Source organism: bacterium (genome assembly GCA_014360495.1).
Taxonomy (GTDB): domain Bacteria; phylum Armatimonadota; class JACIXR01; order JACIXR01; family JACIXR01; genus JACIXR01.
The window spans coordinates 52,054-63,877 of record JACIXR010000008.1 but is presented as its reverse complement, the minus strand read 5'-3'; the positions used below and the strand labels follow the sequence as shown (position 1 = coordinate 63,877).

Below are 11,824 nucleotides of genomic sequence, written 5' to 3'. Positions count from 1 at the left end.
TATGAAAGTTTATATTATGACGGACCTTGAAGGTGTAGGAGGAGTAGTTCTGCCCCGGCAGGTTCTCCAGCCCGGCGACCCAATGTATGAGCAGGCAAGACATTATCTCACGCAGGAGGTAAACTCAGCGATTGAGGGCGCTTTTGAGGCGGGAGCGAAAAGGGTGCTCGTAATTGACGGACACGGAGCAAACAACGCCTATAATCTCATCCTTGACGAGCTGAACGAGGAAGCGGAGGTCGTCATGGGCTCTCCCTGGGGACGCTATCTCCCCTATATAGATGAGGGCTGGGACGCGGTCTTCTGCATAGGATTTCACTCTATGGCGGGCTCGCCCGGCGTCTTGGAGCATACCATGTCCTCCGCAAGTTGGGTAAATTGCTATATAAATGGGAAGAAGGCAGGGGAATTGGCTTGGGTTGCTGGCTATGCCGGTCATTACGGTATCCCCGTAGCATTGGTGACAGGCGACGATATTCTATGCAAAGAGGCAAGCGAACTCCTGGGTGATGATGTTGAATTGGTCGCCGTGAAAGAAGCCCTTTCCCGCACAAGTGCCAAATGTTTAAATCCCAAGAAAGTTCGCAAATTGATAAAGGATTCCGCTAAACGCTCTTTGACGAAACTGGAAAAACTCAAACCATTGAAATTTGAAGAACCTGTCCTTCTGAGAGTTGAGTTCCTTAGAACGGATATGGTGCAAGGATTCAAGGGCAGGAGCGGAATAAAGATCGAAGAGAGAACGGTGGAGGTAGAGGGAGCTAATATCGTGGAAGCCATTGACCATTTCCTAGGGAATCTCTAAGCTATGACCTTCCGCTCAGTCTTTATCGGCCTTTTCTTCGTTGCCCTTACCTCCTTCATCGTCTCCTGGGCGGAGCTCGTAACAAAGGAAATAATGATAGGCTTCCTCCAGCTACCTGCGGTGGTAGTGGCTTTGCTGTTCGCCCTCATCCTAATTAACAAACTACTCAAACGCATCACCAAACCCCTTACACCCCAAGAGCTCGCCGTCATCTTTATGATGATGCTCGTGAGCTCTATGATTACCTCCAGAGGATTGATGGAGGACCTTATGCCCACTATGGTGGGCGTCAATTACTTTGCAGACCCCGTGAATAAATGGGAGGAGTTGTTCTTCCCTCATATAAAGAAATGGCTTGTCCCCTGGGACCCAGCTGGACCCCCTAAACAGGAGATTGTGAGAGCATATTATGAAGGATACTTCTACGGAGAACCTATCCCCTGGGGAAAATGGCTCGGTCCAACCTTGATTTGGTCTATTCTAATTTTGCTCGTCTTCTTCTCCTTCTTCTGCCTCGCAGTGATTATGAGAAAACAATGGGTGGAAGGAGAAAAACTCCCCTTCCCACTCGTCCAACTCCCACTTGAGATGATTAACGAGGGAGACGCCTTCCTCACCAATAGGCTTATGTGGTTCGGATTCGCCATCCCAGCTATCGTCTTCGGTCTCAACGGTCTTCAGAAGGTCTTCCCTTCCCTGCCGGAAATAAAAGTTGATATAAATCTAAACCAATACATGACAACCCACCCCTGGACGGGCGTGACCTTCTTCCACGCCTATGTCTCTTTCGCCGGCATAGGCTTCTTCTACCTCCTTCCATCTCAATTGCTCTTCAGCTTCTGGTTCTTCTATCTCCTTTTCAAGATTGAGGAAGTTATCGCGACGAGCTTCGGAATAGAGATAGTCAATGCACCTCACGCTGCCGCTCAGCAATTCGTCGCCTACCAAACGACTGGCGCCTTCTTCGTCGTAGCAGGATACTTCTTCTATACCGCCCTCCCTCACCTGAAAAGGGTCTTCAGAGCAGCTATTGGGAAGGAGAAAGATGAGCCAGATGAAGTTATGCCCTATAGAGTCGCCTTCTGGGGACTCCTCATCTCCATCATCTTGATAGGACTCTGGAGCAATATGGCGGGAATGGCGCTTTGGCTGGCTTTCTTTGAGTTCATAATCTACATATTCGTTGAGGCGATAGTTATGGCTCGCTCTACCGCCGAGGGCGGTCTAATAATGACCGAGGGTTGCTTCACACCCTTGGATGTCTACTCCCTCTTCAGCCCAGCAAGCACGCTTGGCGCAAAGAACCTCACCGTCCTTGCCTTCTTTGACGCCCTATTCACACGAGATTTAAGAGGAATACTCCTTACGGGTTTCCTTGATGGCTTCAAGATAGCCGACGGGGTAAGGCTCCGAAGACGAAGCCTGCCCTGGGTATTCCTAATCGCTATCCTTTCCTCAATGGTTATCGCTGGCGTCCTCCACCTGATGATCGCTTACAGAAAAGGAGCTATTACCCTCTACACCTTCCCCTTCCAGGGCAACAATATCCAATTCTTCCGGGAGAATAAACCCTTCGCCGAGGGAACGGCTCCCCTCAATCTCCACTTCCTCACCTTCTTCATAATCGGAGCGGTTTTCACCATTTTCCTTACCATAATGAGAATGAGATTTTGGTGGTGGCCCTTCCATCCCCTTGGATACGCTATGTCAACCTCCTGGGGAATAATCGTCTTCTGGTTCCCCATCCTCGTAGCTTGGATTCTGAAAACGGTTATCTTAGGGGCAGGAGGTATGCGTCTCTATCGCAGGGCAAGGATGTTCTTTTTGGGAATGATTTTCGGTGAATTTACTATGGCTGTCACTTTTGCACTCTATTCTTGTTTCACAAACAATCCTGTTCCCTTCTTCCCTTGGACTTAGAGGAATATACTCCTTCCACCAGCCACCTCCCATTTACCGCCCATCCTCAAGCCCGCGCAAGCCAAAGCCAACGCCCAAGCGGCGTCGTCATGCCCCTTCGCCGAATAGCTTTCCCTCTCTATTGAGTGGAGCTGTAAAATCAATTCCTGATGCCTTGGTATCTTGAGTTCCCCTTTCTCAAATAAGCTTTTCAAGTTGGTCATCAAGCTTTCCTTAACCGCCCTCGTGAAGTTCACGCCCTCAATTAAATTTCCCCAGCGATTTTTTAGCTCCTCCGCCAAAGGCATCCCCATCCCAGTGGCGTCCACATAGACCTTTATCGGCTTGTAAACCTTGATGTAATCCTCAACCCGCTTAAATGTCTCGTTGAATGGTATTTTGAATAGGATATCCAATTTATGGAGATAGGAATAGCCCTGAAAAGGCTGGAAGACTATCGCTATCGCTGTTGCGTCTCTCGTCCGCCCTATATCCACGCCGATATGGAAATAGCCCTCTTTAGTTCCCGCAACAACGGGTGGCAACTCGTCCGAGATAACATTGATGAGGTCGTCGTAAGTAAAGAATGCCCCCACATCGGAAAGGAAGGAACACTCATATTCCTGCTGGAAGCCCTCAATCGTTGGAAAGGAAGCAAATATTTCCTTTAAGGCTGGCGTGCCGAACTTCTCCACTCGCTCCTCCGTGGTCATGTTTTCCGCCTCTTTCATTGCCCTCACGAGGTCGGTGGTGAAAACGGGGCAATGCCACCAAGGAATTCTAAATCGCTTGTATTGGGGATATTTTTCCTTATTGTTATAAATCTCATAGAATAATCCCCTTGCCCCCAGAGGCGTTGAGGCTATATGGACTTCGTATCCCCTTGATGCGAGGGGGAGGGCGGCTACGAAAATCTCCTCATCATCACGGAAATGAGCAAACTCATCAAGGAAAAGGTGTCCGGACTTTCCCCTTAACCCAGAGGAGCAGGGAAGGGAAAGCAGGCGTGAGCCATTGGAGAAGGCGATTTCCTGAAGGCTATCCCGCACCAGCTTGATTTTCCTCTTTATCTCCTTTGGTTGGGCTTGATAAATCAGGCGGGCATAACGGATTTTCTCCTCCGCATCCCGCTGGTTAAGGGAAAGATATAAGGCGGAATAGCCGGGCTCGGACAAAGCCCGCTTGAGCCCGCGCAGGGCAAAGGCGTAAGAGAACCCAACCTGCCGAGCCTTCACAGTGATGGTGAATCTGCTTTTCTCTGAAAGAAAAACGAACTGATAGGGATAGATTGCCAATTAAAAACGGAAAGTATTGGAGTCAAATACCGACAATTACCAATATACCCTCTTCTTAGAAAATCAAAATTCACACTTGCCTGACTTTCTGTAAAAGAAAGATTTCTCAAACTCGGCACAAGCCTCGCTAAACCTTGTGCAATTTATCTTTCATTCTGTCAAAGACCTCTTGGAGTTTGGCTTTTAGAGCTTTTTCATCAAGGTCTATGACTATCTCTATTCCCATTGATTTGAGGCGAGAGACAGAGTCCTTGACCTCTTTGATCGCCTTCTGCATTTTCTCTGAGCCTGCCACTTTCTTTTTGAGCGCCTTTTTCATTCTCTCGCCCCAGACTTCGGCGGCGTGGATTGCCTTCTCGTAAAGGATTTGCTCAAGCGTGAACTCAAAAATCTCTCGCATTTCCATGTTTTTCACCACCTTTCTCATAAGGTAAGCTAAGCCAGCGAGGGCGAAACCAGCGATGCCGGTGGCAATTGCTTCTATCATTCCCTATCACCTCCTTTCTCGTTTTCCTTTTCCTCAGCGAACTCTTGGAGATATTCCTCTAAAAGCCTTTGCTTTGCGCCTCTGGGCAGGGGCTCCACCAGCGCCTTCAGGATAAGTTTCATCGTCTTATTGAGGGTCTTGAGCTCATGGAAGAGCTGGGGTATCGTGGCGTTGAGCGTTCTTATGCCGTAGTAGAGGAAGACCGCAACGATAGCCCCTAAGGCGCCATAGTCAAATAAGGTCTTCAAGCCCTCGTCCATTTCAGCCCTCCTCCGGCAGTTTGATGGGTTCGCCTTCCTTTACTTGGGCGATTATCTCCCCGTCTTTTTCCCAAGTGAAGCTCGCCTTGTTTTGGATGGCGAGACACCAAGCGTGGTAGAACTTCGTCGCCTCGGTCGGATTTCCGTTCTCGTCCAATCCCTCAGCTATGCAAGGTTGCTCAGGGTTAATCTCTTTCCCGCAAATTTCACAAATCATTTTTTCACCTCCTTTTAGGAAACTGGGTGGATAGCCGCCAAAATTACGAAATTATGGTCTCCATTGGTGCCATCGGCGATCACATAGAAGCGAATAAAACGAGCAGGAGAAACGATATCGCCTGCTCCAGTTCCACCGGGTGCTACATTGGAACTGCTTGCCCTGACAAACGAAACATGGAAATCCTGTGCGTAGGAGACATGAAGCCCCATAGATGTCATGTTTCCAACTGATGTGGATCGATTTACCCACAGATAAGCAACCCGCGCCTTCCCCTGTATATCCAACACTGGGGAGTAAAATGTTTGACCCGCCAGTAGCGTTCCCTCCCAGTAGTAATACTCCGATGCCTGCGCCACATCCACAACAAACCTACCGCTATCTTTTATTAAGTCTAGCATTTTATCAACCTCCTTTCATAAACTTATCAATGGCTAAGGCGAGGGATTGCATTAGCCTCAGCCGTTCGTTATCCCTCATAAGGGCTTTGTTCTCCTCATAATTGGTGATAAAACCAACCTCCACCAATATCGCTGGTATGCCCCAAGCAGAGCATAGCCGGAGGACGCAGAAGCCTCTTTTATATCTTGATGTATCCCTTTTCACGCCCCTTGAGGTCGTCACTTTACGCATAACCCCCTCCACTGTTTCAGCGAATTTCTTTCCTTTCCTATCGTTATCGTGATACCAGACCTCCAATCCCCTTGCCTGCTCGCTCCCAGCGTTGAAATGGATTGATACGAAGGCATCCTTTCCTCTCGCTATCTGGGGACGGATGCCGAGCGGAACATAAACATCGCTCCAGCGCGTAAGGATAACATCATAACCCAGCTTCTGGAGAAACCATTTGAGCGAGAGAGAATACTTCCAAGCAAGGTCTTTTTCCCTCACGCCGAACCCAACCGCGCCGGGGTCGGTTCCTCCATGACCCGGGTCAATAACTATGCATTTAGACATCTTCGTCTCACACTCCCCAGATGAGATAGTGGAATTTTGTCGTGTAATTTATCGCTGAGGAAAGGTGAAGCTTGAAATAGGAAGAGGTGACCTCTTCAATTGAAACCGCAACGGGAACAGGGCTCTCTAATATCCCAATCACTTTTATGCTCGCTGGTAGCCCCGAAGGAAGGTTGACTTTGACATCCTTGACATTGGTGGGTATATCCACGGAGCCGATATATATCTTGCCCGTGAAGTTCTCAATCGTCTGCTCATCTTGGTTCCAAGTGGAGGCAGAGATGATTTGACCTGAAACAGCCCTCGTGAGTGAAATCTTCTGGGATGTGGCAGTGCCCGATACTTCCGTATAAGTGGTCGCTTGAGGCGTCGCTTGAATCTCTTCCGATTGAGCGAGAACGGAGTTTGAGCTGTCCTCGGCGTATATCCTCGCATAATAGGTCGTTCCGTTAACCAATCCCGTCAAAATATGGGAGGTCTTATTGACATCTGAAAATGTAAGGTTCGCCACATCGCTTCCGCCTGATGAGGTGCCCACTCTCAAACGGTAGTGGTCAAAGTTTGCCCCCTCATATTTAGACCATTCGTAAAGGATTTGACCCGAGCCCGGGGTGGCAGAGAGGGTAAGGGAGCCCGCTCCTGTAGCCGTGATTTCCACAGTTGAGGATGTGGCGGGGGCGAGGTGCCCTATCTCGCCATTGAATTTTGCCTGATAGGAGTAAGTGCCGGGTTGGAGCGTCTGATAGAAATAGGCGACGCCATTTGTGTCCGTTTGAGCGGTCGCAACTTTTGAGCCGTCTCGCCAGAGCTCAATTGTCTTGTCTTGATATTCATTTGAATAGGTCTGCGGTTCTAATTTGACCAAGATTTGGAATTGGACGCCAGCCGAAACGGACGAGGGGGCGGTAAGCGTGAGCGTTGTATCAGCCCTATACCATTTGACCTCTATCCAATCGCTATAGGAAGGTCCGTAGTTGGGATACTCGCCACCAAATTCCGCCCCAACCTCAACATCAAGGACATCGGGATAGGAAGCCCACCACAGGGATGGCGAGATTTGGACGCTCGCGGTTCCATCCGTGCCCGTTTCTGAGGTAGTGGTATAGAGGTCAGGGGTTCGTATCCCCACCTGAGTGACACGGAAAGTTATCGTCTTACCCGAGAGGGGAGTCCCGTCGGCTGTGAGGGTTGCTGTGAGAGTGGCAACACCCTCGCCCGCAGGGTCGTGGACAACGGGATTAGGGTCAACGGATAAAGTAAGGGTCGTTGGGGAAGCCCCGCCAACGTTTACATCTATCGTCCCAGATTGGTCGGCTATGGAGTTATCAATGTAATAGTCTATCGCTTGATAGGTATATGTGCCAGCTGTGGATTTGGAAGTGGAATAATTGAGAGGGGTAGATGAGCCGAGCGTTTGCCATGTTTGGAGAGCAGTCCAAGTATTGCCTCCATCAGTGCTTTCATAGAGGGTCACATGATGATGGAAAGCCCCGCCTTGGGGAGGGGAAATCGTGATAGTATAAGTCTCGTTTAATGCCGGGTTTGATTTATCAACGGAAATTCCCAAAGCCATTAGAACCCCAACTGCTTTCTTAAAGATTTCAGCAATGAGGAAAAGACATCCTCTTCAATATACTGGGAGCTAAAGAGGGAAGGAACCGTGATAGAGAACTCCTTTTGGGGCTTGATTGATGAAATGGAAATTTCCCTCATTTGAGGAACAAGGTTTCTTATTATATTGGGATTTCCTAATACAAAACGGAACAAAGGTTTCCTCAAATTACTCATAGCCCCAATCCATTCCCCTTTCTCCCTTTGCGGAAAGGAGAAAAGATAGGAGAATGAGAAATTATAAATTTTATCAACTGCGGAAAACTTGGAGGGAGCAATCCTTAATGATTGAAATTCTTTAAACGAAAACCTACTCATTGTTTTCTTTACCGTGCCAATCTCTCTCCATCCACCATCCTCCATCTTCCGCAATCTCTTTCCCCCCAAAACATTAAACGCCGATTTCCCATCAGCTTTCCTCAATACCAATTTACTTATCAGGCTCATTTTGATTATCTTATTTAAGAAATTCCCCATATATCATCGCCCTTGCTATTGAAAGGATTTCCCAAAGGCTCGTTAAAGATATATCCAGTTCTTCGGGATGTCTGCCCGTCATAAGAAGACAACTCGTCACAATCTCTCGCCAAAACTTTCCCCACTCGGAAGAAAAAAATCCTCCTCACCCTCCAACATACCGCAGAGCTCAAGAGTCTTCTCCAAAAGGACGAAAATGAGAGCGCCAGTTTGCAGGGACATTTCCACGAGCTCTTGAAAGGATAATTTCGGCTCAACAAGGGAAGCCTCAACCCAGAGACAGGCTATGGCGAGGTCTGAAGGAAGCTCAATTACATCACCATTAGAGAGCTTGTAGTTCCTCAAACCCGCAGAATACAGACGAGTTTTCTGAAACAATCTCGCTATATCAACCGCGCTCCTTATTTCCCTTAACCTGAACCTTTCCCCCTCATAAATTACCTCTGTTTCCTTCGTCTCTCTTCTCTCAAACTTTCTCATCTTTTTCACCTCCTTATGAAATCGTGGGAGTTCCCAATCCCTGAAGAACCAACTCCTCCCTCAATATCTTCTGCATATCAAGGGAGGCACCAGCCGGGATGGCGTTTCCTGAGAAGCTCCAGCTTCCTGGAACCTCGCCCGGTATTGTTATTTGGCATTGCACCTCAAGGGGGTTAACCTCATTTGCCCCGCTTAGAAGGGTCGGGAAAATGGGAGCAGAATCAAGGAGCTTAAGGAGCCTTATTCTCCATCCCTTTCTATTGACAGCGAAGAGCGACCATTCGTCCTTTACAGCGGAAACATTTATGAGCTCGCTTTCCAGCTCAATGACAGCCTTCTCATAGAGCGCCACGATGTTGTTCGTTCCCGCCTGGAGAATTGTCACATCCTTTCCCAATAGTCTTAAGGGCATATAAAAACACCTCCTAATCTATATAGAAGACCTCATATTCAATGTTCACGCCTTTCAGAGAAGGGTGCTTAAGGGAAAGATGGGAGATTTTCTCGCATTTCCCCCAAAAAACTCTTCCTGGCTTATTTTCCTCAAGGAAATCGCAAATCGCCTGGATATAATCTCCCATTAACGAGCTCTCCATTTGCTTTTGTTCCCGTAGAAAGAAGAAGAGATTGAAAACGCTTTTCAAGACATTCCTTTTGGGAGAAGAGAATTCCTTTGCCACTCCAAGCTCTCTGAAGATTAGGGCAAGGGACGGGAGGATATCGTTTGGAACAGGCACAAGCGAGAATCTTCTAATCGGCTCAAGCCCTCTCGCTTCAAGGAAGGAATTGAGCTTTTGCCTCAACAAATCATATACATCGTCAAATACAGAACTCATCTCTTTCTATAAAATAGAGAAGAATTTCCCCTCTTTTGCTTACCCATCTTCCCAACCAAATCAATAATCATATTCCGTGAAAAAATCTATGTCTTCTTCGTCGGGGTCTATGTTGTGTTTCTTTATCGCCTCTTTCATCCTCTTCAATGCCCCTCTGAAAGCTTTCTGAACAGCTCGGAAATGCACCCCCCTTTTTCTCGCTATCTCTCTCAATGATAACCCCTCTAAAAAGTAATCTATCACTTCCCTCTGCACCTCGCTCAATTCTGTAAGAGATAATATCTTTTGCACTAATCTCCTCGCCTTCTCCCTCTCCCGCTCCGCCGCCTCCTTCTCCCTCACGCTCTCTAAATATACCACCGCATACCTCCTCGCTACACCTAACTCCCTCTTCTCCTTCTTCCTTAGCCAGCTCTCACTAACATATCGCTTCATTCTCATGCCTCCTTTGTTGCTTTTTTATTATATTAGCAAATAAACAACAAAAAGGCAAATAAAATTTTTGACTTTTAGGGAGATTTCCCTTATACTTTTCCCCAAATGGATAGGCTAAAGAAGGCGATTGAGTGTCTGAAAAGATATGACCCTGAGAAGATAATCCTATTCGGCTCCTATGCAAGAAACGATTTTGATAGCGAGAGCGATATTGATTTCGTTGTTATTAAAAACACGGAGAAGAGGTTCATAGAAAGGCTCTTGGAGGTCGCTGGGTTATTGGGAAATGAGCTCGGCAAAATTGATGTCTTCGTTTATACTCCTGAGGAGTTTAATAGAATGATTGAATCGGGCAATCCCTTTATTGAAAGAGTTTTGAAGGAGGGAAAGATAGTTTATGAGAAGAAGTAAAGAGGAGGCAAGGCGCTGGCTTCGGCAAGCTAAGAAGGATTTGGAGATTGGGAAGAACTTGGGGAAGATGGGTGAATACGCTTATGCCTGCTTTCACTTGGAACAAGCGGGACAGAAGGCTTTGAAATCTTTTCTTTACTTTATGGGTAAAAGATATATCTGGGAACATTCCATTTTCAATCTCACACAGCAATGCGCTGAATACGATTCCGAGTTCAGGGAGCTTTTGGATGCGGGTAAATATCTTGACAGATTTTATCTCACAACAAGGTATCCTGATGCCGTCGCTCCACCCGCTCTCCCATACGAGCTTTTCACTGAGGAAGATTTCAAAAAGGCGTTAGAATTAGCCGAGAGGATTTTGAGGTTCGTGGAGAGAAAAATTGCTTCTTAAAAATACTTTGCAATTTTCCAAAGATTTTGAATTTGTTGGGAATCCCTTCCAAAGAAGATGAGATTGCCACGCCCTCCTTTTGCGGGCTCGCATCTATGGGTGTAAGTTTTAGGAGTTAATTGCCCCTAATCTTTATGAATTCCTGAAAAAGCGTTAAACCTTTGGCATATATCCCTAAAATCTTGACCGCTCAAAATTATATGGTAAAATTTAATAAACCCTCCCAGGAGATAGAAAATATGACAAGAATTGGAATAGTTGGCGTTACCGGTTTAGTAGGAGAGACGCTACTATCTCTCCTCTGGAATCATCCCGAGGCTGAAATTTCCTATCTCGCCTCGGACCATTCAGCTGGCAAAAAGCTATGCGAGGTGCTTCCCCGCTTCAGGGACATTGATTTGTCCCTACACCCCACCGATTTGGATTTGATAAAGAAAAACTGCGAGGTCGTATTCATCTGTAAACCTCACGGAGCCTCTATGGATTTGGTCAAGGAAATCATCCCCCTAGGTATAAAAGTCATAGATTCAGGGGCGGATTTTCGCCTTAAAAATGCGGAGCTTTTCTCTCACTGGTACGGTAAACCCCATACAGCCCCTCATATCCTCCCCCATAGCGTCTACGGTCTTCCCGAGCTCCATAGGGAAGAGATAAGAAAGGCAAAACTCGTAGCCGTCCCCGGCTGCTATCCAACCGGTGTCACCCTCGCAGTTGCTCCCCTGGCGAAAGCTGGCTTGATAGAGGGTGAAGTAATCGCTAATTGTTATTCGGGGATATCGGGAGCGGGAAGAAATTACAATCCCTCCGTGGGAAATCTCTTCATAGATTGCTATGATGACCTCCGCCCCTACAATGTCTTGAAACATCGCCACACCCCCGAGATGGAACAAGAGCTTTCCCTCCTCTCAGGAAGAGAAATCTCCGTCCTCTTCGTCCCGCATCTCGCCCCAATTGAAAGGGGTATACTCTCCACTGTGTATGTGAAGCTAAGAGAAACCTTGAAGGAAGATTCACTATACCAGCTTTACAATGACTTTTATAAAGAAGCTCCTTTCGTGAGGATTTCCAGTTCCCTCCCATCAACAAAGCTCGTTAAAAACACCAACTACTGCGATATTTCCCTTAGATCGGATGGCAACTGGGTTGTTTGCATCTCTGCGATTGACAATCTCATGAAGGGAGCAGCTGGGCAGGCGGTTGAATGTTTCAATTTGATAAATGACTACCCTTGGGAAAGAGGGTTAAGACGAGGTTAATTGA

General features: G+C 47.3%; 17 protein-coding genes. 5 read left to right on the top strand and 12 right to left on the bottom strand.

What is annotated here, in order from left to right; all coding sequences use genetic code 11:
- Window position 1: 1 nt before the first annotated feature.
- Both H5T88_07940 and H5T88_07935 read left to right on the top strand, forming a co-directional pair.
- Window positions 2-805 carry a M55 family metallopeptidase gene (locus tag H5T88_07940; protein MBC7330271.1) on the top strand — a complete coding sequence of 268 codons (804 nt, stop codon included), beginning with the start codon at window positions 2-4 and terminating at the stop codon, window positions 803-805.
- Window positions 806-808: 3 nt separating this feature from the next.
- Entirely contained in the window at window positions 809-2,725 is a 1,917-nt protein-coding gene (locus H5T88_07935) for a hypothetical protein (protein MBC7330270.1), read from the top strand.
- Here the strand turns inward: H5T88_07935 and H5T88_07930 are convergent.
- From H5T88_07930 to H5T88_07875, 12 genes are all read right to left on the bottom strand, one after another.
- Complete coding sequence (locus H5T88_07930; protein MBC7330269.1) at window positions 2,722-3,999, bottom strand: hypothetical protein; 1,278 nt, start codon at window positions 3,997-3,999, stop codon at window positions 2,722-2,724. The two genes, H5T88_07935 and H5T88_07930, sit on opposite strands and share 4 nt — an antisense overlap.
- Before the next feature lie 127 nt (window positions 4,000-4,126).
- Window positions 4,127-4,486 carry a hypothetical protein gene (locus H5T88_07925; GenBank protein ID MBC7330268.1) on the bottom strand — a complete coding sequence of 120 codons (360 nt, stop codon included), beginning with the start codon at window positions 4,484-4,486 and terminating at the stop codon, window positions 4,127-4,129.
- The gene (locus tag H5T88_07920; GenBank protein MBC7330267.1) at window positions 4,483-4,746 is read right to left on the bottom strand and encodes a hypothetical protein; all 264 of its coding nucleotides are present in this window, start codon (window positions 4,744-4,746) and stop codon (window positions 4,483-4,485) included. The genes H5T88_07925 and H5T88_07920 overlap by 4 nt, the downstream gene beginning before the upstream one ends.
- A 1-nt stretch (window position 4,747) precedes the next feature.
- Complete coding sequence (locus H5T88_07915; protein MBC7330266.1) at window positions 4,748-4,963, bottom strand: hypothetical protein; 216 nt, start codon at window positions 4,961-4,963, stop codon at window positions 4,748-4,750.
- Between the two features lie 14 nt (window positions 4,964-4,977).
- Window positions 4,978-5,364 carry a hypothetical protein gene (locus tag H5T88_07910; GenBank protein ID MBC7330265.1) on the bottom strand — a complete coding sequence of 129 codons (387 nt, stop codon included), beginning with the start codon at window positions 5,362-5,364 and terminating at the stop codon, window positions 4,978-4,980.
- A 4-nt stretch (window positions 5,365-5,368) separates the two neighbouring features.
- The gene (locus H5T88_07905; protein ID MBC7330264.1) at window positions 5,369-5,920 is read right to left on the bottom strand and encodes an N-acetylmuramoyl-L-alanine amidase; all 552 of its coding nucleotides are present in this window, start codon (window positions 5,918-5,920) and stop codon (window positions 5,369-5,371) included.
- A gap of 7 nt (window positions 5,921-5,927) precedes the next feature.
- Window positions 5,928-7,493 carry a fibronectin type III domain-containing protein gene (locus H5T88_07900; protein MBC7330263.1) on the bottom strand — a complete coding sequence of 522 codons (1,566 nt, stop codon included), beginning with the start codon at window positions 7,491-7,493 and terminating at the stop codon, window positions 5,928-5,930.
- Entirely contained in the window at window positions 7,493-7,978 is a 486-nt protein-coding gene (locus H5T88_07895; GenBank protein ID MBC7330262.1) for a hypothetical protein, read from the bottom strand. The genes H5T88_07900 and H5T88_07895 overlap by 1 nt, the downstream gene beginning before the upstream one ends.
- A gap of 126 nt (window positions 7,979-8,104) precedes the next feature.
- Window positions 8,105-8,488: a hypothetical protein gene (locus H5T88_07890; GenBank protein ID MBC7330261.1), complete on the bottom strand. Its 384-nt coding sequence runs from the start codon at window positions 8,486-8,488 to the stop codon at window positions 8,105-8,107.
- A gap of 13 nt (window positions 8,489-8,501) precedes the next feature.
- Window positions 8,502-8,900, bottom strand: a complete 399-nt coding sequence (locus tag H5T88_07885) for a hypothetical protein (GenBank protein ID MBC7330260.1) — start codon at window positions 8,898-8,900, stop codon at window positions 8,502-8,504.
- Between the two features lie 13 nt (window positions 8,901-8,913).
- Window positions 8,914-9,324, bottom strand: a complete 411-nt coding sequence (locus tag H5T88_07880; GenBank protein MBC7330259.1) for a hypothetical protein — start codon at window positions 9,322-9,324, stop codon at window positions 8,914-8,916.
- Window positions 9,325-9,384: 60 nt separating this feature from the next.
- Window positions 9,385-9,759, bottom strand: coding sequence for a sigma-70 family RNA polymerase sigma factor (locus H5T88_07875; GenBank protein ID MBC7330258.1), 375 nt, complete (start codon window positions 9,757-9,759; stop codon window positions 9,385-9,387).
- Between the two features lie 105 nt (window positions 9,760-9,864).
- On the opposite strand from H5T88_07875, the gene H5T88_07870 reads away from it, so the two are divergent.
- The 3 genes from H5T88_07870 (at window position 9,865) to H5T88_07860 (ending at window position 11,820) form a co-directional block, all read left to right on the top strand.
- Window positions 9,865-10,170 (top strand): nucleotidyltransferase domain-containing protein, encoded by a 306-nt coding sequence (locus H5T88_07870; protein ID MBC7330257.1) that lies wholly within the window; start codon window positions 9,865-9,867, stop codon window positions 10,168-10,170.
- Entirely contained in the window at window positions 10,157-10,564 is a 408-nt protein-coding gene (locus H5T88_07865; protein MBC7330256.1) for a HEPN domain-containing protein, read from the top strand. Before H5T88_07870 ends, H5T88_07865 begins: the two co-directional genes overlap by 14 nt.
- Window positions 10,565-10,803: 239 nt before the next feature.
- Entirely contained in the window at window positions 10,804-11,820 is a 1,017-nt protein-coding gene (locus H5T88_07860; GenBank protein MBC7330255.1) for an N-acetyl-gamma-glutamyl-phosphate reductase, read from the top strand.
- Window positions 11,821-11,824: the final 4 nt, after the last annotated feature.